Here is a 22,896-nt window from a genome sequence, read left to right as displayed (position 1 = left end):
ATAATCAGGCAGCGCGAGGCGTCAGATTGATGCGATCCAGCGGCCCGACAATAAACAGATAGGAGAGCAGGCCGAGTACGCCCATCGAGCCGACGTACAGAATGGCATAATCAAAGGAGTGGGTATTGGCAATAATGATACCAATGACCAGCGGGGTGATGATGCTTGCGAGATTACCGCACATATTGAAGACCCCGCCGGCGATGCCCAGCATCTCTTTCGGCGACGTATCGCTGAGGATACACCAGCCGAGATTGCCAAAGCCTTTTGCAAAGAAGGCCAGGCTCATGGCGGCGATAACCACCACCTCAGAAGCGGTATAGTTAGCGATAACGATGACGCAGGAGAGCAGCATGCCGCAGATCACCGGTATCTTGCGGGCAGTGGTCAGACTATAGCCGCGCTTAAGGAGCCAGTCGGAAAACAGCCCTCCGAGCAGGCCGCCGATAAACCCGGCAATCGCCGGAATACTGGCGACAAAACCGACTTTCAGTATCGACATCCCCTTCGCCTGGTAGAGGTAGGTCGGGAACCATGTCAGGAAGAACCAGGTAATCGAGGTGACGCAGAACTGGCCGATATAGACGCCGATCATCATGCGGTTTACGCACACGCTTTTGATCTGCGCGAGGGTTAATTTGTGCTGCGTTTTTTGGCTGCCTAATTCCGGTTCGCCGCCGCCCTCGCGAATATATTCAAGCTCCTGCTGGTTTATTTTCGGATGATGCAAAGGGTCCTTGACCTTAATCAGCCAAAATATCCCCAGGACCACCCCGATGGCGCCAATATAATAGAAGACATAATGCCAGCTTAAATTATGCAGAATGATGGTCATTAGCGGCGTGATAATACCCAGGGAGATATACTGCGCCGCCTGATATACCGAGGTGACAAACCCGCGCTCTTTATTCGGGAACCACTGCACGCTGAGGCGGCTGTTGGCGGGGAAGGCCGGGGCTTCTATCGCGCCCATCATCAGACGCAGAATAACCAGCACCACCAGCGGGCTGGCAAACAGAAAGATCGTCCCCTGGAACATAGTCACTACCGACCAGCCGATCAGCGCGCAGCCATATACCAGCCGCGAACCGTATTTATCCAGCAGCCAACCGCCGGGAATTTGCATTATCACATAAGAAATACCAAAGACGGAAAAAGCCAGACCCATAGCTTCCGGGTCGAATCCTAGTTCCTTACTCATAATCGGTGCGACGACCGATAGCGTCGCGCGGTCGGCATAATTAAATACGGTAGCCAAAAAAAGAAATAATAAGATGCCGTAACGCACGTTGCTGCGTTTTATTGGTGTATTCACTTTTCAACTCCATTGCAGGGTTGGGTATGTGGGTACAGCGAGTCAGGGGCGGGAGGGGCGACAAGGGTGTTCCCGCCGGTCGTTAATAACATATCCCCGGTCATGAGCTGACCGGACTACGGGATGGTGGAGGAATCGATTATCCGCCAGCCCGGACCCGGCGCGTTCGCTCCCGGTCCGGGAAAATAGCCTGCACAAGCATCAGGGGCGTTTGCCAAACTCGCAGCTGTGCTGGGTCCAGCGGCGCGCCTGTTCACTCAGGGTGAAGCCCAGCCCGTGGCGTTCAGAAATCCACATCCGCCCGTCGCGCAGCTCAAGCTGTTCATTAAACAGCGGGTTCAGCCACTCGAAGTGCTCCAGCCACGGCTCTAGCGGGTAGGCGGCGGCGAGGTGCAGATGCACTTCCATCGCAAAATGCGGGGCCAGCTTGCGGCCATGCTTCGCCGCCAGATCCATAATCTTCAGGAAGGGGGAGATACCGCCGACGCGCGGGGCGTCCGGCTGCACGAAGTCGCAGGCGTTGCCGAGGATAAGCTGTTCGTGTTCGCGGAAGCTGGTCAGCATCTCGCCGGTAGCAATCGGCGTATCCAGCGCGGCGGCCAGCTGCGCGTGGCCTTCGATATCGTAAGCGTCGAGCGGCTCCTCAATCCAGATCAGGTTAAACTGTTCCATTTTACGCCCCATGCGAATGGCGGTTTCCCGGTCCCACTGCTGGTTGGCGTCAACCATCAGCGGGAAATCCGGGCCCAGCGCTTCACGCACCGCCGTCAGGCGACGGATATCCTCGGCGGTGTTCGGTTGGCCCACCTTCAGCTTGATCCCGCCGATTCCGTTTTCCCGCGAGATGGCGACGTTTTTCAGCACCTGATCCAGCGGCGTATGCAGGAAGCCGCCGGAAGTGTTGTAGCACTGTACCGAATCGCGATGGGAGCCGAGCAGCTTCGCCAGCGGCAGCCCGGCGCGTTTGGCTTTCATATCCCACAGCGCAATATCAAGAGGGGAGATGGCCTGTACCGCCATGCCGCTGCGCCCTACGGAAGCGCCCGCCCACAGCAGTTTGGTGTAGATCTTGTCGATATCGTTGGGGTCTTCGCCGAGCAGGTTATCGGCAATCTCTTTGGCATGGGCATAGATCCCCTGACCCCCCGCGCGTTTGGAATAGCTAAAACCTACCCCTTCGAAACCGTCGCGGGAGCGGATTTCAGCGATAATAATCGCGACTTCGGTCAGCGGCTTTTGCCGCCCGGTGAGGACTTTGGCATCGCTGACCGGCGTGGCCAGGGGGAGAAAGGCCAGGGAGAGTTTAACGTGCTCAATGCGGTCGCCGGTTTCGGCGGCAGTTTTCACGCCGGTGGTTTTGGCGTAGGTCACGGAGCTGGAATTGGCGCTGGCGGTCATGGCAAGTTCCTTATAGGTTATGAAATGTTTGCGCTAACATTTTTAAATCAGCTTTGGTTTTTATGCCACAGGACTGCCTTTAATTTGTACAAATGATCACAACTTTAGGTTATTAAGGGTAAAATTATGGAGGCGACATCACGATCCAAAAGAGTTTGTGAAATAGCACAATTATCAATGATAGCGATAACATTTTATCTCTCAGGTTATTGATTCTCATGCGGATGCGCGGGCGGGCGCTGGCAATTGGCCGGGCCATCATCAATAATGCTCGCTGGGAACGACTCAACACAGGGGCTTAGTCGTGAAAAGCAGAAAACCGACGCGCGTGCCGACGCTGGATGATGTTGCCCGCACGGCGGGGTTATCATCCATGACGGTCAGTCGGGCATTGAATACGCCGCAGCTGGTGCGTCCGGCAACGGTGGAAAAGGTGCTACATGCGGTGCAGGCCACGGGCTACATTCCCAATGCGCTGGCCGGCGGACTGGCTTCACGACGCAGCAGGCTGATTGCCGTGGTGGTACCGCAAATCAACAACAATATGTTTGTCGACACCATCCAGGCTCTGAGCGATACCCTTGCGGCGCGCGGCTATCATATGCTGCTGTGCGTGGCGGGCTACAGTCGGGAAACCGAAGCGGAGCTGGTGGCAACCTTGCTCTCCCGTCGCCCGGATGGCGTAGTGCTGACCGGAATTCAGCATGCCCCGGCATTAAAGAAAACTATCCTCAACGCCGCGATCCCGGTGGTGGAAATTTGGGACCTGACCCCGACGCCGCTGGATATGCTGGTGGGCTTTTCACATGAAAAAGTTGGCGAGACGATAGGCGAGTTTTTGCTGCAAAAGGGCTACCGGCGCCCGGGACTATTGTGGGCAGGGGACGCGCGAGCAGCGCTGCGTAAGCAGGGGCTGTGCGCCCGGCTGGTCAAAAATGGTATTCGCGATGTGCCTCAGGTGGAAGTGCCGCTCCCGGCCTCGCTGGCGCTGGGGCGCAGCGGCCTGGCCCAGCTGCTTGGCGCTGGCGAGTACGATATTATCGTATGCAGTTCCGATACCCTGGCGCAGGGGGCGATAATGGAGGCCGAAAGTCGTGGCCTGCGCGTGCCGAAGGATTTAGCGGTGATGGGCTTTGGCGATCTGGATTTTGCCGCCAGCAACCGACCGGCGATTACGACCGTGAGCGTCGATCGCCATGCGATTGGCGAACGCGCGGCAACCCTCCTCGCCGACCGCATTGAAGGCGTTGGGGAAGGGAACGCGATTGTGGATCTGGGCTATCATTTGCTGGAGCGAGAGTCGGCGTAGCACGCCGTTAAATAGCGTGCTGCCTGCTTATTTTCCCGGCTTTCACCCGACGCAGACGTTTACCGTGGAGGCTGAGCATGATTACCGTCTATGGCGTACCGGGCTGGGGGTCGGCAATCAGCGAGCTGATGCTGACGCTGGCCGAAATCCCGTACCATTTTGTTAACGTTGAAGGCTTTGATAAACCCGGACCCCAGCGCGACAGCCTGATGCAGATAAATCCGCTGTGTCAGGTACCCACTTTTAAGCTGGCGGACGGCAGCGTGATGAGCGAATCCGCGGCGATGGCCTTAACGATCCTCGACCAGCGGCCGGATCTCGCGCCAGAGCCCGGGACGCCGCAGCGCCACCGGTTCCAGCACCTGCTGATTTGGCTGGTCGCCAACGTCTATCCCACCTTCACCTATGCGGATTACCCCGAGCGCTGGACGGCGGATGCCCCGCAGCAGCTGCGGGAAAACTGCGTGAACTATCGCAAGTCGCTCTACCTGTGGCTGGAGCAGCAGCTTGCCGCTGCGCCCTATGCGCTGGGCGCGCAGATCGGCCTGCTGGACTGTTATATCGCGGTGATGTGTTGCTGGGGGCCGCGGCGGGAATGGTTCGAAGCGCACACGCCGAAATTTGTCGCCGTCGCGGATGCCGTATATCGACGTTCTGAGCTGGAACAGGTGTTGCGGCGCAACGAGCTGATTTAAGGCACAAAATGAAAACCGACGCGCCCGGGCTGTGGTAGTTTTATCGTTCTGACAATAAGGAGTCCGCTATGCCGCATGTTGATATTAAGTGTTTTCCTCGCGAGCTGAATGATGAGCAAAAAGCGGCGCTGGCCGCCGATATCGCCGCCGTACTGGTGCAGCACCTGAACAGTAAGGACAGCTCGGTGAGCGTGGCTCTCAAGCAGGTTGACCCGAGCGACTGGCAGCAGGTGTGGGACAGTGAAATCGCCCCGCAGATGGAGCAGCTGATTAAAAAGCCCGGTTATAGCATGTAGCGGCTTCGGGCTGCCGGAGGAGGCGCTTTGCGCCCGTCCGGGCTACAAAAGCCGGCGGTCTTTGTAGCCCGGACAAGGCGTCGCCCCAGCAGAAGAACGGTTCGGTGCCTTATCCTGGGCTCCCCCTTAGAACCAAATCTCGGTTTGCACGCCGAAGTTCCAGTTGCCGCCGGCGGTAAAGCCTTTGCTGCCGAAATCATCGTTAATGGCGTAGCGATCCAGCGCCTTATCCCAGTTCATCCACGTAACGAAGAATCGAATCTCCGGCCGCGCTTTAATATCAAACACATCGCCCACCTTAAACGTCGGGGCGAAGGTCAGCTTATAAAAATCGCCGCTCACCGCCTGATACTGATGGACATCGTCGTTGTAGCGATAGGTTCGCCCGTTGGGGTTCAGGTCCATATACTGCCAGGACGCTTCGTACAGGAGCGCGAAATTGCGGGTGATGCCTTGAGAAAGCCGCAGGTTGAAGGTCGCCCAATCGTAGCGGTCGCCATCGCGATAGCGGCTTTCGCTATGCTGGGCGATAACTGACGGGGCCAGCTCCCAGTTTTTGCCCAGCGGCAGAATACCCCAGGAGGCAAAACGCAGGGATTTGGCGTTCTCGGTTAAATCCCCGTCGCTGCCCGGCTGGCGCGCCTCGGCGCCTAAACCGCCGCCATACTGCAGCGCGCTCTCCGAAACGCCCGGCGCCAGGCCATAAAACCGCTGCTTATCGCGATAGGCCAGCATCGCGTAGTAGCCGTTCTTCGCCGTGTTGTCGCTACGCAGAGCGTAGCTGCCGGTGGTGGAGGTGTTATCCTTCAGCGAATCGTTGCCCTGAGCGGTCATCGCGGTAGTCATCAGCTGCCAGTTGTGCCAGAAGTGGTTGGCCGTGAACATCAGGTTCTGAATATCGTTATCTTCATAATTGTCGCTACCCAGATCGCCAAAGTTGCGCGCATAGACCGAATAATCACCGCGCAGATTGCTGCCCCAGCTGACGTCGTTGATGCCGCCGCCGGTACCGCCGAGGAACATAATATCGCTGTCGGTAAAGTGGATATCGAAATTGTCGCGATCGAAACGCTTGCCCGCCCAGATTGAGGCGTGCTTAAAGGGCCCGGAAAAATCGGCAAAGTTGCCCATTTCGACGTATAGCTGCCGCACGTTCAGATGGTGGCTGTCGTTATCCTGTACCCACGGGTCCGGGTTGGTGGCGCCATCGGCGAGCATGGTTTTGAAGTGCGCCCACGAACCGTCGCTAAAGGTCATTTTCTTGCCAAAGCTGAGCTCCACGTAGTTATCCTTCTCGTTGCCGAGACGGCCGACGTGGGCATCGCCGTTGAGCGAGCTGGCCGGAGAGATCCCCGGGCCGCCGCGGGCGCCTTTGCCGTGGCTATCTACCAGCATGCCGGAACGGGCGTAGGCGTTAAACTCAAAGCCGTCGCCGGGAGCGGTTTTCGCCAGCTGGCTGCTGAGATGCTGGTTCGTGGCCTGCTGTTTTTGCTCGCTGGCGGCGGTCCGCTGGCTGAGGGCCTGCACCTGTTTCTCCGCCGCCGCCGCGCGCTGTTCCGCGGCAGTGGTTCGCTGTTCCGACAGCTGCGCGCGGCGGTTGGCGTCACCCGCTTCCTGCTCCGCATGATTGAGCCGGGCTTCGAGCTGCGCCAGCCGTTGTTCGATAGTCAGCGGCGCTGCACTGATGCCGTAGGCCGAAAAAAGGGCGCAGCAAACCGCTGCGCTAATCACAGAGATACGCATAAGAATCCTTATTTCTTTCAGAGGTAAAGAGGTGAGGACGCCTTACATGGCGTGATGTTCTCCGCAGGCCGACGGGCTTTCCGGCGGCGCGCGGCGGCCGGCGTCAAGATCGGCGCGGATCTGCTCGTAATCATCGTCGAGGCGATAGAAGCGGCCGATCCACAGCATCGAGGCGACAATCAGCAGCGCCGGAATATAGAGATAGCAGGCTTTAATCGCCAGCATCGCGCTCTCGCTCTGTGCCTGATTGGCGACATAGCCGCCCGAAGAGAGCAGCACGCCGGTAATCGCGCCCGCGCCGGCCATAGCAACTTTGCCGAAGAAGCCGTTGATTGAGGTTAAAATCCCTGCGGTGTTGATGCCGGTTTTCCACACGCCGTAATCCACCGGATCGGCCTGCATGGAGAAGTAAATGGCGGTACGCTGGCCCGCGCCAAGGGACAGCACAATCGCCCCGGCAATCAGCCCCCAGCTATTGACGCCGGCGGCTATCATCATGCCCATGCCGACAAGGTTAATGGCGCTGGCAATCAGGTAGACGTGGCGCTTTTTCATCCGGCTGGCGAGTAGCGGCACGGTGAGGGTGCCCAGCAGCGGAACGAAGGTGGAGATCCCGGCGACAATGGCCGTCAGATCGTTATTGCCAACGTAGTAGTGGAAGAAGTAAACCAGCGCGCCGGTCTGGAAGAAGAACGCCCCCCACATCAGGAAGATATTGCTGGCGAACACCCACCACGGACGGTTGGCGCGCAGGCTGACCCAGGCGCGTTTCAAGGTCATTCGCTCCTGGGTAATGCTGATGTTCTCTTTAACGTTACGGAAACTCACCAGCAGGAAGAACGTCGCAATTACGCCGAAAATGACCGCGGTGTAGAAGAAGCCGTGGGCCTGGCTGCCCTTGCCCAGCGCGCCAACCAGCGGCAGAGTCGCAACGGCGACAATCGTTGCGCCGAGGGAGCCCAGCAGAATTCGCACCGCCGAGAGGGTGGTCCGTTCACGCGAATCGCTGGTCAGGAACGGCAGCATCGCGCAGAACGGGATGTTGACCAGGGTATAGAGAAACGATAGGCACAGGTAGGTGATGAAGGCGTAAAGCAGCTTGCCGGTAGTACCGAAATCCGGCACATAGAAGGCCAGAATGCACAGCAGCCCGAAAGGTACCGCCCCAAGCAGCAGATACGGACGGCAGCGCCCCCAGCGGGTGGTGGTGTTATCAATCACCAGCCCCATCAGCACGTCGGCGACGCCGTCCACCAGGCGGGTAACGAGGAACATCAGGCCGACATAGTAGGCGGGAAGGCCCATCACGTCGGTGTAAAAGAACATCAGATACAGAGAGATAAGCTGCCACACGAGGTTGCAGGAGAGGTCGGCGATGCCATAGCCAAGGCGCTGCCGCCACCGGGTAAAGGTTGTTTCTGCCATAAAATATGCTCGCTTATTGTTGTTGTTAAAGTCCGTACTGGCGAATAAACCAGGCCGGGGTACAGCTCCACGCATGGCAGTAACTGTTTATCAGCGTACTGCCATAAGGGGAAAAGTCAGGATGTGCCGGGTCAAAAATCTCCCAAAAGGTATCGGCGCCGTAATCGACCATCGCGCCCCAGTAGGCTTTGATCTCCGCGACGGCCTCATCGCGTAGCCCGCACTGCAGCAGAGCGGCGACAAAGTGGTGGCGCAGGTAGGGCGTATTCATGGCGATAGCCGGGGGATTTTGTTGCAAATTACGCATGACTTCCCGGCGCTGCCCGGCGCTGCCGGTTTCCGCCAGCACCAGCCAGATCTGCGAGGCCCAGGAAACCTGTCGCCCGGCGCCGCTAACGTAAAAACCCAGCTCCGGGTCCCAAAGCTCGCGCTGGGCCGCTGCTTTTAGCGCCTGCAGGCGCGCGCTGAGCGTGGGGGCCAGCTCGGGTTCAAAACGTCCGGCCAGCCAGATCGCGCGCTGCAGACAGTAAATCAGCACCCCTTGCGCCGCGGCCTGTTTGTTCAACGACTCCTGCCAGTCGATAAATACCCACCAGTCGTCGCTATCGCGCACCAGGCCGGCCTCATCGCAGCGGGTCAGCGCCAGCTCAACCTGGCGACGCGCCGTTGGCCACAGCTGCAAAGCGGTGGCGCTATCGCCGGTGCTTTGCAGATAGCTGTAGAGAACATCGACGAAAAACAGCGAGTAATCAAAGAGAAAAGTATCGTCGGCGATGACATCAGGCTGGACGAACACGTTGGCGGAGACCATGCCGTCTTCCCGGGTATGGCCGGCAAAGAGGTACAGACAGCGGCGAACCAGATCGTGGCGGGTGAAGGTGACGTCGTTAACCAGCGCCTGCAGGCGCAAATCGCCAAGCCACAGGCGGCGGTCCCGTTTAGGTCCGTCTTCAAAAACCTCCTGCATACAGTTTTTCAAGGTCAGTACCGAGACCCGGTCGATAGCCTGCAGCTGCGGGTCCGCCGTGGTACCGGGCAGGCAGGTTTCGCTCGCAGAGGTAACGGCATTCAGCCGAATGTGCCCAATCCGCAGGCGGAATTTCTGCGACACGGCCTTAACCTCCACCTTCAGGTAGCGAAAACAGTAGCGGCGGGGCAGGTTAACCTCTGCGGGCAGCACATCGAGCCATACGTCCTGCTGCTGCAGCCAGCTGCTGCTCAGCCAGCCCTGATATTCGCTGAATGGCTCACAGACTTCGCTGAGGGTTTCACCGAAGGTAAAGTGCAGGTGGGCCGGGGCATCCGGCGGGCTGCCGACGCCAGAGCAGGCGAAATGCAGGTAGCCGACGTAGTGGCTGCCGAAATCAATAATAAAGCTGTCGCCGCTGGTCAGATCGCGCTGATATAGCGCCTCGGGCGTGCTGACCGGCCGCGCCCGCCAACCAAAGATGGCCTGCGGATCGGCGCTAGCAGCGATAACCGCCGCCGGTGCGTGAGTCCGGCTGCTGAGCGTCGGCCTGAGGCTCTCGGCGGTGCGTAAAAAATCCTCGTGGCGGGTCATCGTGACCCCGGAGTTGCGCTGAATAGCCTGTGACATACTGCGTCCTCTACGTTTATTTATCCGCAGCATAAGACGCCGTAACCCACGCCAACCACTCTGGCAATGCCAACGCACCGGTGGAAATGGCACTGATGGTGGGATGGGCTGGTTGGCGATCACAATTCCATAAATCTGGCTCGTGGGCGCCGGTAAAATGCATTATCGTGCCACTGCGCCGTATGCCGTTTTGGACTTCGCTAATGATGACACTGACCGTTGAGTATTATTTCGCCCATCCCCAGGACAAGCTGGCGATGTACGCCAGCGACCCCGAAGATAACAGCCATGAACATAGCCACGAGTTTGCCGAACTGGTCATTGTCGAGCAGGGACATGGTTTACACGTTATTAATGGCCGGCCGCTCTATATTCAGCAGGGGGACGTTTTTTACGTGCAACCGGGCGACGTTCATTATTATGACGAGCTCGGGACGCTCAAGTTAATCAACGTGCTGATTAACCCTTCAGTTGAATTTAATTATTTGCAGAATCTCGATGCGTTATTACGCAAATTCTCCGCACAGCAGGCTTCCTGCTACGGCTGGCTGGCCCCCGATACCCGCCATATCTGTAAGGGGCTGGTTGAGAAGATATTCTCGGCTGATTTTCAGCGTAGTGAAAACAGCGCTCTGCGCGAGGCCGCCTTTTTTCAGCTGGCGACGACGATATTGCATGCCGAAAGCGAAGCGGAATATAGCAATACTAAATATAAATTACATAAATTACTCACCTGGCTGCAGGACCACTGTTTTGAAGAGCATAACTGGCAGGTGCTGGCCGATAAATTTCATCTGACCACGCGCACCGCCTTCCGCCATATTAAAGAGGCGACCGGTTTAACCCCGGATAATTATATAAAACGCCTGCGTCTGGTCTCTGCGAGGGTAAAACTACGCGAAACCGATATGACTATTACCGAAGTGGCCTATTTATGCGGCTTCGCGAACAGCAACCACTTTACCACCCTTTATAAAAAGGTCTTTGGCTTGACCCCCAGCGAGGACCGGCGCCGGCTGCAGCGCTGAGGCCGCCGCCAGGCGCTCGCTTAGCGTCAAACCGGAGCGTGCGCCGAGCATAAAACAGCCCAACCGCGAACCGTATCCGCCGGGTGCGTCAGGCAGCGGTTGATGGCCGCCGGTTGCGCCTCACTTAACAGCAGGTGAGCGATCCCCGCCATGCGTTTCACAATGCCCTGCGCGCCCTCAACCAGCCTGCCGTGAGCAGCGGGATTACTCTTCCGGCGTGTTCGCCCGGACGTGCCGGCCGCTGGCGACAAAGTTGCCGGTGCCGAGATGATGCAGCGTATTGAGCTTATCATCGTCGAACTGCCAGCGTCCGGTGACGAAAACCCGCTCATCGGCGGCGGCGGAAACCACTTCGCCGAACAGGGTATCGTACTGCTCCTGGGCGGCGGTGGGCGGCAGCAGCCGACACTCCATCCACGCCAGACACTTTTCTTCAATTAACGGCAGGCCGAGCTCCGGACCGTTAACCACCGGAATGCCGTAGGCGTTGAATTTATCCTCATCGCGTCCGCTGATGCTGCCGACCGCGTAGGTCCAGCTGGCGGCAGCCACGCCCGGCACCACGATGCCGAAGGTCCCGTTGCGCTCGACGATCTCCCGCGTCCAGGCGCTCTTATCGACCACGATGGCGACGCGGGGCGGCGCGAACTCCACCGGCATCGACCATGCGGCGGCCATCACGTTGCGGCGCCCGGATTGAGCGTCGTAGCTGGTTATCAGAATGGTGGGGCCGTGATTGAGCAGGCGACTGGCGTACTGAAGTTCGACGTGGCGAAAGCGGCTCATATGCGTTCCTTGGTAAATGGGTCTGATGCCAGACAACAAGTTAAGCCGCAATGAAAATGTAATCAATACGTCATCCAGGCTCCCTATAGTTGGCGGCACTAAGTCCCAAAGAGGATAACAACATGTTAGCTCCCCTGTATTTATCGCAGGTGGGCGCGGCCCGGCGGGTTTCAACCGCCGGTAGAGCATCGCTTTCCCGATGGGGAGGGCGATAATGCGCGCGCTTACCGGCATCAAGCTTGACGGCGTTTCATTCGCTTTCGGCGCCAACACCGTTCTCAATAATATCGATCTGCATATCGAAGCGGGCAGTATCGTCGCGCTGCTGGGGCCATCCGGCTGCGGCAAAAGCACGCTGCTGCGCCTGCTGGCCGGGCTCACCGTTCCCGCCAGCGGCGAGATCCGCTTTGGCGACCGCCTGGTGGCGAAAGCCGGCTGGGGGATGGCCCCGGAGCAGCGCGATATCGGCATGGTTTTCCAGGATTACGCTCTGTGGCCGCATATGACCGTGGCGCAAAACATCGCCTTTCCGCTGCGCATGCGCGGGGTGCCTCGCGGCGAACGCCAGCAGCGGGTCAACGCCGCGCTGGCGCGGGTGGGTCTTACCGGCTTCGCCGAGCGTAAACCCTCCGGCCTGTCCGGCGGCCAACAGCAGCGCGTCGCCCTGGCGCGGGCAATTGTCGCCGAACCTCGCGTGCTGCTGTTTGATGAACCCCTCTCTAACCTTGACAGCGAGCTGCGTGAGTCGTTGTGCATCGAGATGAGCCGTCTGCTGCGCCAGCTTGCCATCACCGCCGTCTACGTGACCCACGACCGCCGCGAAGCAGAGCTGCTGGCTGACCGTATTGTGCATTTATCAGCGGGCAGCGTTGCCGCCGTCCGCATTGTTACTTCATCCTCAGGGGAACCCGCATGAAATCCGTTATGACCTTTAAGAAAGGAGCTGTGCTCGCGATGATGCTGTCGGCCACGATGATGTCCAGCGCCCACGCGCTAACCGTTTACACCGCCGGTCCAGGCACGCTGGCGAAAGGTCTCGCCAGCGGCTACGAAAAGAAAACCGGCGTGAAGGTCAATATTTTCCAGGCCACCACCGGTAAGGTTATGGCGCGCCTTGAAGCCGAGCAGGCCAACCCGCAGGCGGATGTGCTGATCTCGGCCTCGTGGGACACCGCGGAAGATCTGCATTCCCGCGGCTGGCTGCTGGCGTATCAAAGCGCCAACGCCGATAAGGTGCCGGCCAATCTGAAATCGGCTGATTACGTTGCGCAGGGCATTTCGGCGCTGGGGATCGTCTGGAACAGCAAAAGCGGCACGCCGGAACCGAAGGAGTGGCGCGACCTGACGGAAGCGGCGTTTAAGGACAAAGTGACCACCCCGGACCCGGCGCTGTCCGGCGCATCTCTGGATTTGCTGATCGGGCTGCAGAACGGGATGGGCGATAAGGCCTGGGCCCTGTTCGATGAGCTGAAAAAGAACGGAATGGTGGTCAGCGGGCCGAATGCGCAGGCGGTGACGCCGGTGATGCAGGGCGCCAAGGCGGCGGTATTCGGCGCGGTGGACTACGTCTCTTACGGCAATATTAGCCAGGGCGAATCGCTGAAGGTGATTTTCCCGGCCAGCGGAACGGTAATTGCGCCGCGTCCGATGATGATCCTGAAAACCACCCAGCATGCTGACGATGCCAAAGCCTTTGTCGACTACGTGCTGTCGCCGGAAGGTCAGGCGATGGTCGCGGACGCCTGGCTGATGCCGGCGCGATCCGACGTCCCGGCGAAGCGCCCGCTGCTTAACGAGCTGAAGGTCCTGCCGACCAGCGGCGACGGCAGCAGCGAACGCCGCGCGGTACTGACCCGCTTCAACACGCTCTTCGCGCAGTAATCTGCTTTCCCCTTTGCCGTGCCGGCCTGACGTTGGCCCGAGCGCGGCGGGGGGAATCCCTCGCTTGCAGGTACATACGGTGAATCAAAAACTTATTTCTGGCGTTACGCTAGCGGCGCTGCTGGTGCTGGTGGCGCTGCCGCTGTTTTTTATCGTCTTACAGGCGATATTTCCCCACTTCAGCGCCGGTTCGCTGGCCGGGGCGTTTAGCGGCGTCGCGACGCTGTTTGCCGATCCGCAGCTGCCGGCGATGCTCGGCGGCACCCTGTGGATCGCCTGCGGCGTGGCGCTGGTCAGCGTCGCCATCGGGCTCCCGCTCGGGGTGCTGCGCGGGCTGTTTAATCTGCCGCTGCCGCGCCTTTGGGATCTGCTGTTCTTAATTCCTTTTCTCACGCCGCCCTATATCGCCGCCCTGTCGTGGATGCTGGTGCTGCAGCGCAACGGCTATCTGCAGCAGCTCACCGGCTGGGATCTCAACGATCTGCTGTTCAGCCGCAGCGGGATCGTGCTGGTGATGGCGCTGAATATTTTCCCGGTGGTCTATTTTGCCGTCTCCCGGAGCCTGCTGGCGAGCGGGCAGCGGCTGGCTATCGTGGCGCGCGTGCACGGCGCCAGCGCCTGGCGGGCATTCTGGCATATCACCTTGCCGATGCTCTCTCCGGCGCTGGCGGCGGGTATGCTGCTGGCGTTTACCCTGGCGATTGAGGAGTACGGCGTCCCCGCGGCGCTGGGCTCCCGCGCGGGAGTGGTGATGCTGACCGTCGGGATTGAGAAGAAGCTTGCCGACTGGCCCATCGATCTGAACGGCGCATCGCTGCTCTCGCTGCTGCTGATCGTCGTCGCGCTGCTGGCCTGGTGGCTGCAGCGCCGGCTGGTGGGGGATAAAGAAGTGACCAGCGTGACCGGCAAACCGGGTGAAAATAGCGGGGCGACGGCGGGCTGGTTTACCCTCCCGGCGCTGCTGCTGATGGCGACGGTCGCCGGGCTGGCGGTGGTGCTGCCGGTGGCATCGACGGTTGTCACCAGCCTGATGGGCACGCTGTCGGGCGGAATCAGCGCGGATAATTTTACCTTTAACCACTTTATCGCGCTGTTTAACCAGCAGGGCGACGCGCTTTCGGCGCTGGGGACCAGCCTTTCTCTGGCGCTGGCCTCGGCGCTGATTGTTGGCCTGCTGGGGCTGGTGGCGGCGTGGCTGGTGCTGATCCAAAAAATAAGGGGTAGCGCCATTGTCGATGCGCTGTCGCTGATGCCGGCGGCGCTGCCCGGCGTGGTGGTCGGGGTGGGGCTGATTCTGCTGTGGAACCGCCCGTTCTGGCCGGTTTCGCCGTATAACACCTGGTTTATGCTGCTGCTCTCCTACTGTTGCCTGCTGCTGCCGTGGCCGGTGCGCTACGTGGGCAGCGCCCTGCGCCAGCTCGGTAATAATCTGGAACCGGCGGCCAGGGTGCACGGCGCCTCGCCGCTGCAGGCGCTGCGCCTGATCGTGCTGCCGCTGGTGTTTCCGGCGCTGCTGGCGGCGATGCTGATGGTGTTTGCGGTCGCCTCGCGGGAGCTGGTGACCTCTCTGCTGCTGGCTCCGGCGGGCACGCAGACCGTGGCGGTGTTTATCTGGCGTCAGTTTGAGCAGGGCTCGGCGGGACAGGGAATGGCGATGGCTACGCTGACCCTGCTGACCGGCCTGACGCTGATGCTGAGCGCCCTGGCGCTGATGCAGCGCAGCGCGCGCTGAGCCTCACGACCGCACAAAAATACCGGTGGGACGGAAAAAATACGCTATAAATGACGCACACCGATTGCTGGAGACATTGATGAGCCCATTTTTACGTGCCTATTTTTCTCGTCTGGGCTGGACGGGAACCCCGGATGTGTCGATTAATACCCTGCGGACGCTGCATATCCATCACAACAGCGCGATCCCGTTTGAGAACCTCGATGTTCTGCTGCCGCGGGAGATTCACCTTGACGATCGGTCGCTGGAGGAGAAGCTGATTAATGCCCGCCGCGGCGGCTACTGCTTCGAGCAGAACGGCCTGTTTGAGCGGGCGTTGAGCGAGATTGGCTTTTCGGTACGTAGCCTGCTGGGCCGCGTGGTGCTGGCGAATCCGCCGCAGATGCCGCCGCGAACCCACCGCCTGCTGCTGGTGGAGGTCGACGGCGAGCGCTGGATTGCCGACGTCGGCTTCGGCGGGCAAACGCTGACTGCGCCCATCAGGCTGCTGGCGGACGTTGCGCAGCAGACCCCGCACGGCGTCTATCGCCTACTGCATGAAGGCGAGCGCTGGACGCTGCAGTTCAGCCATCATGAGCACTGGCAGTCGATGTATCATTTCGATTTAGGCTGCCAGTTTGCCGCCGATTACGTGATGGGCAATTTCTGGTCCGCCCACTGGCCGCAGTCGCATTTCCGCCACCACCTGCTGCTGTGCCGCCACCTGACTGACGGCGGGAAGATGACCTTAACCAACTTCCACTTCACCCACTGGGATAACAGCCGGGTGGTGGAAAAGGTCGATTTGCCCGACGTCGCCGCGCTGTATGACACGCTGCAAACGCGCTTTGGCCTCGGCGTGAATGACGCGAAGCACGGCTTTAGCGAGACGGATCTCGCGGCGGTGATGGCGGCGTTTGACACCCATCCGGACGCGGGTAAATAGCGGGACTACTTAAGCGCCGGCATTGCTGCCGGCGCTTAACGCTGCTGCTCTCCCGGGAGAGAGACTCAGCGCCTTGAACGCACCACCTGGTAGCGGCGGGTCAGGTACTCGATCGGCGCGCTCCAGACGTGGACCAGGCGGGTGAACGGGAATATCAGGAAGATAGTCATCCCCAGCACCAGATGGACGCGGTAGATAAACGCCACGCCGTCAAGATGCGCCGAAGCGCCGGCGTGGAAGGTCACCACCGCCTGCGCCCAGTCCACCAGTTTGAGCATCTCGCTGCCGTCCGGATGCCGGGCGGAGAAGGGGATCGTCGTCAGGCCAAGAAGGCACTGAATCAGCAGGATGCTGAGGATCATAATATCCGCCGTCGACGAGGTCGCGCGAATGCGCGGGTTGGTCAGGCGGCGGATCAGCAGGCCCGCGCCGCCGATAAGCGTCAGCACGCCGCAGGCGCCGCCGAGGATCATCGCCATCAGCTGCTTTTGCGACATCGGCAGGAACCACGAATAGACCCAGTGCGGCGTCAGCATGCCGAACAGGTGGCCGAAGAAGATGCCGAGGATGCCGATGTGGAACAGGTTTGACCAGAGCACCATACCGCGTTTGTCGAGCATCTGGCTGGAGGCGGCGCGCCAGGTGTACTGGCCGTAGTCGTAGCGCAGCCAGCTGCCGAGCATAAACACCGAGCCGCAGAGGTAGGGGTAGATATCGTAAAATAAGACGTTGAGGTACTGTATCATTTCGGGCCTCCGGCACGGACGTCGACGTACTGCGGCGCGACGTCCTGGCTAAAGCGTCGTTGATAGTTTTGCAGCGGAGAACTGTCGCAGGCGGTGGCTTTATCTTCGATAAATTTCACCTGCTCCTCTTCCCACACCGCATCCAGCGCCTGGCGGGTATCATCGCGCTTTTCACCCGCCACCTGCTTAGTGACACTGTCACTATTGAGTTTGCTGCCGGCCAGCGCCAGTAGCGCGTCAAACAGCCGATAATACTCGCACTGCCGCTGCTTGAGCCGCCCGCCGAGCAGCGCCAGAATCGGCGCGACGTTCTGCAATCCTTCGCGGCTGCCCGCCGGCGGCAGGGTGCTGAGATACTCCAGATACAGCGGTAAATGGTCCGGCAGCTCGCGGCAGTCGATCTGCAGGCCGGCCTGCTCATACTGATTCATCAGCTCGACCATCGCCTGGCCGCGGTCGCGGGACTCCGCGTGCACGTGCTCGAACAGCAGCAGCGAGGTGGCGCGCCCGCGCTCAAAGACTTCGCACCACTCGGCCTGACGGTCGAGCAGCGGGGCGGCCAGCAGCGGTTCAACAAACGCCAGCAGCGCCGGCGCATCGGCGCTGACCAGCGCCAGCGCCTCCTCGCGGTTGTCCCACAGTACTTCGTCCGGGTACTCCAGCAGCAGGCCGATCGCTTTGAGGATGCGCATTAGTCTCTCTCCCCGATATTGATCGCATCAATGCGTTGGCTGTTGAACAGGTTGAATTTGGTATCCGAGCCGTGGCAGCCGTCGCCGAAGGTGAAGCCGCAGCCGTTGCGTTCCGGGAAGGCGTCTTCCGCCATTTCGCGATGGCTGGTGGGGATCACGAAGCGGTCTTCGTAGTTAGCGATCGCCAGATAGCGGTACATATCCTCTACCTGCTCGACGCTGAGGCCGACCTCTTCGATGGCGCGGGTATCGGTGACGCCTTCTACGGTTTGGGAGCGCTTGTAGTGGCGCATCGCCATCATACGCTTCAGGGCGCGCAGCACCGGACCGGTGTCGCCGGCGCTCAGCAGGTTGGCCAGATACTGGACCGGAATACGCAGGCTTTCGACCGCCGGCAGTATGCTGCCGTTGTTCGGCAGGCCGCCGGCGTCGGCGACGGACTGGATCGGCGACAGCGGCGGGACGTACCAGACCATCGGCAGCGTGCGGTATTCCGGATGCAGCGGCAGCGCCAGCTTCCAGTCCATCGCCAGCTTATAGACCGGTGATTTCTGCGCGGCGTCGATCACGTTATGCGGGATCCCCTGCTTCAGGGCCTCCTCAATTACCGCCGGATCGTGCGGGTCAAGAAATACGTCGCACTGACGTTCGTAGAGGTCGGTTTCATGCTCGGTGCTGGCCGCTTCTTCGATGCGGTCCGCGTCATACAGCAGCACGCCGAGATAGCGAATACGCCCGACGCAGGTTTCCGAACAGACCGTTGGCTGACCGGATTCGATGCGCGGATAGCAGAAGATGCATTTTTCCGACTTGCCGCTTTTCCAGTTGAAGTAGATTTTTTTGTACGGGCAGCCGCTGATGCACATCCGCCAGCCGCGGCATTTGTCCTGGTCGATCAGCACGATGCCGTCCTCTTCACGCTTATAGATGGCGCCGCTCGGGCAGGTGGCGGCGCAGCTCGGGTTGAGGCAGTGCTCGCACAGGCGCGGCAGGTACATCATGAAGGTGTTTTCGAACTGGCCGTACATCTCTTTCTGCATCGCCTCGAAGTTGCGATCGCGGGCGCGCTTTTCAAACTCGCCGCCGAGCAGCTCCTCCCAGTTGGGACCCCAGGTGATTTTATCCATCCGCTTGCCGCTGATCAGCGAGCGCGGGCGGGCGGTGGGCAGGTGTTGGCCTTCGGGGGCGGTATGCAGGTGCTGATAGTCGTAGGTAAAGGGCTCGTAATAGTCGTCGATCCCCGGCAGCACCGGGTTGGCGAAGATTTTCGATAGCACGCCGACGCGGCTGCCGAGGCGCGGCGTGAGCTTGCCGGTGATCCCGCGGATCCAGCCGCCTTGCCACTCCTCCTGGTCTTCCCAGTTTTTCGGATAGCCGATGCCGGGCTTGGTTTCGACGTTGTTAAACCAGGCATACTCCATGCCTTCGCGCCCGGTCCAGACGTTCTTGCAGGTGACCGAACAGGTATGACAGCCAATGCATTTGTCGAGGTTTAGCACCATCCCGACCTGTGAGCGTATTTTCATTTTTTCGCCTCCTGTACCCGATCGGAACCTTCGTCATCCAGCCAGTTAATATTTTTCATTTTGCGAATCATGATGAACTCGTCGCGGTTAGAGCCGACGGTGCCGTAGTAGTTAAAGCCGTAGGCCAGCTGCGCGTAGCCGCCGATCATATGGGTCGGTTTCGGGCAAATACGGGTCACCGAGTTATGGATCCCGCCGCGCAGTCCGGTGACTTCAGAACCCGGAATATTCATGATTCGTTCCTGGGCGTGGTACATCATGGTCATCCCAGGCGGCACGCGCTGGCTGACCACCGCGCGGGCGGTGAGGGCGCCGTTGGCGTTGAACGCTTCAATCCAGTCGTTATCCTCAATCCCCAGCTCCCTGGCGTCGGTTTCGCTGAGCCAGACGATCGGCCCGCCGCGCGACAGGGTCAGCATCAGCAGGTTTTCGCTGTAGGTGGAGTGGATGCCCCATTTCTGGTGCGGGGTCAGGAAGTTCAGCGCTTTTTCCGGGAAGCCGTTGGGCGGGATCGCCTTCATATGGCTGACGCTGCGGGTATCTATCGGCGGCCGATAGACCACCAGGCTTTCGCCGAAGGCGCGCATCCAGGGGTGATCCTGATAGAGCTGCTGGCGGCCGGAGAGCGTGCGCCACGGGATCAGCTCATGCACGTTGGTATAGCCGGCGTTGTACGAGACGTGCTCGCTCTCAAGGCCGGACCAGGTGGGGCTGGAGATGATTTTGCGCGGCTGGGCCTGGATATCGCGAAAGCGGATCTTCTCGTCTTCTTTATTGATCGCCAGGTGGCTGTGCTCGCGGCCGGTAAACTCGCCGAGGGAGTGCCAGGCCTTCACCGCCACCTGACCGTTGGTTTCCGGCGCCAGGCTGAGGATCACCTCGGCGGCGTCTATCGCGCTGTCGATGCGCGGGCGGCCTTTAGCCGGGCCATCGAGCTTGACGTAGTTGAGCTTGCCGAGGAAATCGACCTCGTCCTGGGTATTCCACGAAATCCCTTTGCTGCCGTTGCCCAGCTTGTCCAGCAGCGGGCCAAGGGAGGTAAAACGCTCCCAGGTCGCCGGGTAGTCGCGCTCAACCACGGCGATGGTCGGGGCGGTTTTCCCGGGGATAAGATCGCACTCGCCCTTGTGCCAGTCGAAGACGTCAAAAGGCTGCGACAGCTCCCCCGGGGAGTCATGCTGCAGCGGCAGCAGCACCACGTCGGTCTCTTTATCAAGATGGCCGACGCAGACCTCGGAGAAGGCCTTAGCGATATCTTTGTAGATTTCCCAGTCGCTTTTCGCATCCCAGGCCGGGTCAACGGCGGCGGAGAGCGGATGGATAAACGGGTGCATGTCCGAGGTATTCATATCGTCTTTTTCGTACCAGGTGGCGGTCGGCAGGACGATATCGGAGAACAGGCAGGTGCTCGACATGCGAAAATCGAGGGTCACCAGCAGGTCGAGCTTGCCCTCAATGGCGGCGGTCTGCCACTCCACCTCTTCCGGCTTCACCTCATCCGTCGCCCCCAGCTCATCGCCCTGAATGCCGCTGTCGGTCCCCAGCAGATATTTGAGCATGTACTCGTGGCCTTTCCCGGAAGAGCCCAGCAGGTTGGAGCGCCAGATAAACATATTTCGCGGATGGTTTTTGCCGTTATCCGGCTGCTCGCTGGCAAAGCGGATATCGCCGGATTTCAGCGCCTGGGCGGTGAAGTCGGCGGGAGAGAGTCCGGCGGAATCGGCCTGCTGCTTAATGGTCAGCGGGTTGACGCTCAGCTGCGGCGCCGACGGCAGCCAGCCCATGCGCTCGGCGCGGACGTTAAAATCAATCAGGTGGCCGCTAAAGCGGCTGGCATCCGCCAGCGGGGAGAGCAGTTCCTGCGCGGTCAACTTCTCATAGCGCCACTGACAGGAGTGATTGTAAAAATACGAGGTGCTGTTCATCTGGCGCGGCGGGCGGTTCCAGTCGGTGGCGAAGGCCAGCGGCAGCCAGCCGGTTTGCGGGCGCAGCTTCTCCTGACCAACGTAGTGCGACCAGCCGCCGCCGCTTTGCCCGATGCAGCCGCAGAACACCAGCATGTTGATCATCCCCCGGTAGTTCATATCCATGTGGTACCAGTGGTTGACGCCGGCGCCGAGGATAATCATCGAGCGCCCGTGGGTTTTATGCGCGGTGTCGGCGAACTCCCAGGCGATCTGCTCGATATGTCGGCGCGACACGCCGGTGATCTGTTCGGCCCAGGCCGGAGTGTAGGCTTTGAGATCGTCAAAATCCTGCGCCGCGCTGGCGTCATCCAGGCCGCGATCGAGGCCATAGTTGGCGAGCACCAGATCGTAAACGCTGGCCACCAGGCCGCTTTCGCCGTTTGCCAGCGCCAACTGCTTAACCGGCAACTGATGGATCAGCACCGGCTCCTGCTTAACGCTGCGAAAATGCGGGTTTTCGTTACCGCCAAAGTAGGGGAAGCCCACCGCGGCGACGGAGTCCTTGATATCCAGCAGCGAGAGCCGCAGCTCGGTCTCTTTGTCGGCCGCCAGCGGTTCGAGGTTCCATTTCCCTTTCTCGCCCCAGCGGAAGCCGATCGAGCCGTTAGGCGCCACTAGCTCCCCTGCGGCATTGAAGGCGACGGTTTTCCATTCCGGGTTATTGCTTTCACCCAGCCCGTCCAGCAGGTCCGACGCGCGCAGCATGCGCCCGGGCACCCAGCTGCCGTCGTCGCGCCTGTCGAGCATCACCAGCATCGGCATATCGGTGTAGTGGCGACAGTAGTTGAGGAAGTAATCGCTGGGGTTATCGAGGTGGAAGCGCTTAAGGATCACGTGGCCCATCGCCATAGCCAGCGCGCTGTCGGTGCCCTGTTTGGGCGCCAGCCACTGGTCGCAAAGCTTGGCGACTTCCGAATAGTCCGGAGTAATAGCGATGGTTTTGCTGCCTTTATAGCGCACTTCGGTGAAGAAGTGGGCATCCGGCGTTCGGGTCTGCGGGACGTTGGAGCCCCAGGCGATGATGTAGCTGGAGTTGTACCAGTCGGCGGATTCCGGCACGTCGGTCTGCTCGCCCCAGGTCATCGGCGAGGCGGGCGGCAGGTCGCAGTACCAGTCATAAAAGCTCAGGCAGGTTCCGCCGATCAGCGACAGATAGCGGGTACCGGCGGCGTAGGAAACCATCGACATCGCCGGAATGGGCGAGAAGCCGACCACGCGATCCGGACCGTAGTTTTTAATGGTCCAGACGTTGGCGGCGGCGATCAACTGGTTGAGCTCTTTCCAGGTCGAGCGAATAAATCCGCCTTTCCCGCGCGCCTGCTTGTAGCTCAGGCATTTCTGCGGGTCCTGCATGATGCTGTTCCACGCGTTCACCGGGTCCGGGTGCTGCGCCAGCGCCTCGCGCCACAGCTCAATCAGCCGCTTGCGCGCCAGCGGGTATTTCAGGCGGTTGGCGCTGTAGAGGTACCATGAGTAGCTGGCGCCGCGCGGGCAGCCGCGCGGCTCATGGTTCGGTAGGTCAGGGCGGGTGCGGGGATAGTCGGTCTGCTGGGTTTCCCAGGTGACGAGCCCGTTTTTAACGTAGATCTTCCAGCTACATGAGCCTGTACAGTTTACGCCGTGCGTGGAGCGGACAATCTTATCGAACTGCCAGCGCTGGCGGTAGCTATCCTCCCAGTCACGGTTGGTGTTGTACACCTGACCGTGGCCGTTGGCAAAGCTCTCGCCCTTTTGCTTAAAGTAGCGAAAGCGATCCAGTAGTTTGCTCATGACATTATCTCCTGACGGGGGATTGCGCCCCCGTGGTTACATTGCTCAACATTTATTTATTATTT

At 60.1% G+C, this 22,896-nt stretch carries 18 protein-coding genes; 8 read left to right on the top strand and 10 right to left on the bottom strand.

The genetic code is table 11. From position 1 onward, the window contains the following. Window positions 1–4 precede the first annotated feature (4 nt). Both NWP14_RS05195 and NWP14_RS05190 read right to left on the bottom strand, forming a co-directional pair. Window positions 5–1,315, bottom strand: coding sequence for an MFS transporter (locus NWP14_RS05195; RefSeq protein ID WP_095097613.1), 1,311 nt, complete (start codon window positions 1,313–1,315; stop codon window positions 5–7). Between the two features lie 201 nt (window positions 1,316–1,516). Continuing rightward, entirely contained in the window at window positions 1,517–2,713 is a 1,197-nt protein-coding gene (locus NWP14_RS05190; protein WP_331835275.1) for an L-talarate/galactarate dehydratase, read from the bottom strand. Between the two features lie 304 nt (window positions 2,714–3,017). On the opposite strand from NWP14_RS05190, the gene NWP14_RS05185 reads away from it, so the two are divergent. The 3 genes from NWP14_RS05185 to pptA all read left to right on the top strand — a co-directional run bounded on the left by NWP14_RS05185 (window position 3,018) and on the right by pptA (window position 5,013). Continuing rightward, complete coding sequence (locus NWP14_RS05185; protein WP_375214913.1) at window positions 3,018–4,022, top strand: LacI family DNA-binding transcriptional regulator; 1,005 nt, start codon at window positions 3,018–3,020, stop codon at window positions 4,020–4,022. 77 nt (window positions 4,023–4,099) lie between these two features. Beyond that, window positions 4,100–4,717 (top strand): glutathione S-transferase family protein, encoded by a 618-nt coding sequence (locus NWP14_RS05180; protein WP_095097622.1) that lies wholly within the window; start codon window positions 4,100–4,102, stop codon window positions 4,715–4,717. 68 nt (window positions 4,718–4,785) lie between these two features. Then, a complete protein-coding gene (gene pptA, locus NWP14_RS05175) occupies window positions 4,786–5,013 on the top strand; it encodes a tautomerase PptA (protein ID WP_095097625.1) in 228 nt (75 codons plus the stop codon). Between the two features lie 126 nt (window positions 5,014–5,139). Here pptA and NWP14_RS05170 read toward each other — a convergent pair whose 3' ends face one another. From NWP14_RS05170 to NWP14_RS05160, 3 genes are read right to left on the bottom strand one after another with little or no spacing between them, the layout of a single operon-like run. Further along, window positions 5,140–6,756 (bottom strand): carbohydrate porin, encoded by a 1,617-nt coding sequence (locus NWP14_RS05170; protein WP_375214912.1) that lies wholly within the window; start codon window positions 6,754–6,756, stop codon window positions 5,140–5,142. Window positions 6,757–6,798: 42 nt separating this feature from the next. Next, complete coding sequence (locus NWP14_RS05165) at window positions 6,799–8,181, bottom strand: MFS transporter (RefSeq protein WP_375214911.1); 1,383 nt, start codon at window positions 8,179–8,181, stop codon at window positions 6,799–6,801. A 25-nt stretch (window positions 8,182–8,206) separates the two neighbouring features. After that, on the bottom strand, window positions 8,207–9,778 hold the full coding sequence (locus tag NWP14_RS05160; protein ID WP_375214910.1) for a sugar hydrolase: 1,572 nt from the start codon (window positions 9,776–9,778) through the stop codon (window positions 8,207–8,209). Between the two features lie 203 nt (window positions 9,779–9,981). Between NWP14_RS05160 and NWP14_RS05155 the strand changes: the two genes are divergently transcribed. Beyond that, window positions 9,982–10,806, top strand: coding sequence for a helix-turn-helix domain-containing protein (locus NWP14_RS05155; protein WP_331835271.1), 825 nt, complete (start codon window positions 9,982–9,984; stop codon window positions 10,804–10,806). 204 nt (window positions 10,807–11,010) lie between these two features. Here NWP14_RS05155 and NWP14_RS05150 read toward each other — a convergent pair whose 3' ends face one another. Then, window positions 11,011–11,592 (bottom strand): flavin reductase family protein, encoded by a 582-nt coding sequence (locus NWP14_RS05150; RefSeq protein WP_095097637.1) that lies wholly within the window; start codon window positions 11,590–11,592, stop codon window positions 11,011–11,013. Between the two features lie 211 nt (window positions 11,593–11,803). Between NWP14_RS05150 and NWP14_RS05145 the strand changes: the two genes are divergently transcribed. The 4 genes from NWP14_RS05145 (at window position 11,804) to nhoA (ending at window position 16,130) form a co-directional block, all read left to right on the top strand. Beyond that, window positions 11,804–12,508, top strand: a complete 705-nt coding sequence (locus NWP14_RS05145) for an ABC transporter ATP-binding protein (protein ID WP_375215100.1) — start codon at window positions 11,804–11,806, stop codon at window positions 12,506–12,508. Next, window positions 12,505–13,473, top strand: coding sequence for an ABC transporter substrate-binding protein (locus NWP14_RS05140; RefSeq protein WP_331835270.1), 969 nt, complete (start codon window positions 12,505–12,507; stop codon window positions 13,471–13,473). The genes NWP14_RS05145 and NWP14_RS05140 overlap by 4 nt, the downstream gene beginning before the upstream one ends. 79 nt (window positions 13,474–13,552) lie before the next feature. Beyond that, entirely contained in the window at window positions 13,553–15,205 is a 1,653-nt protein-coding gene (locus NWP14_RS05135; protein ID WP_095097646.1) for an iron ABC transporter permease, read from the top strand. A 79-nt stretch (window positions 15,206–15,284) separates the two neighbouring features. Beyond that, a complete protein-coding gene (nhoA, locus tag NWP14_RS05130) occupies window positions 15,285–16,130 on the top strand; it encodes an N-hydroxyarylamine O-acetyltransferase (RefSeq protein WP_331835268.1) in 846 nt (281 codons plus the stop codon). A gap of 65 nt (window positions 16,131–16,195) precedes the next feature. Here the strand turns inward: nhoA and narI are convergent, their stop codons facing one another. The 4 genes from narI to NWP14_RS05110 are packed head-to-tail and all read right to left on the bottom strand — an operon-like array spanning window position 16,196 to window position 22,831. Beyond that, window positions 16,196–16,876 carry a respiratory nitrate reductase subunit gamma gene (narI, locus tag NWP14_RS05125; RefSeq protein ID WP_375214909.1) on the bottom strand — a complete coding sequence of 227 codons (681 nt, stop codon included), beginning with the start codon at window positions 16,874–16,876 and terminating at the stop codon, window positions 16,196–16,198. Beyond that, window positions 16,873–17,568 carry a nitrate reductase molybdenum cofactor assembly chaperone gene (gene narW / locus NWP14_RS05120; RefSeq protein WP_331835267.1) on the bottom strand — a complete coding sequence of 232 codons (696 nt, stop codon included), beginning with the start codon at window positions 17,566–17,568 and terminating at the stop codon, window positions 16,873–16,875. Before narW ends, narI begins: the two co-directional genes overlap by 4 nt. After that, the gene (narH, locus tag NWP14_RS05115) at window positions 17,568–19,094 is read right to left on the bottom strand and encodes a nitrate reductase subunit beta (RefSeq protein ID WP_346431544.1); all 1,527 of its coding nucleotides are present in this window, start codon (window positions 19,092–19,094) and stop codon (window positions 17,568–17,570) included. The genes narW and narH overlap by 1 nt, the downstream gene beginning before the upstream one ends. Then, window positions 19,091–22,831, bottom strand: a complete 3,741-nt coding sequence (locus tag NWP14_RS05110; protein WP_346431543.1) for a nitrate reductase subunit alpha — start codon at window positions 22,829–22,831, stop codon at window positions 19,091–19,093. Before NWP14_RS05110 ends, narH begins: the two co-directional genes overlap by 4 nt. Window positions 22,832–22,896 lie beyond the last annotated feature (65 nt).

It is taken from the genome of Klebsiella sp. C349492 (assembly GCF_042055345.1).
In the GTDB taxonomy this organism is placed as follows: domain Bacteria; phylum Pseudomonadota; class Gammaproteobacteria; order Enterobacterales; family Enterobacteriaceae; genus Klebsiella; species Klebsiella scottii.
Note: the sequence above shows the minus strand (reverse complement) of the source record. Positions and strands in the feature narration are given on the sequence as shown.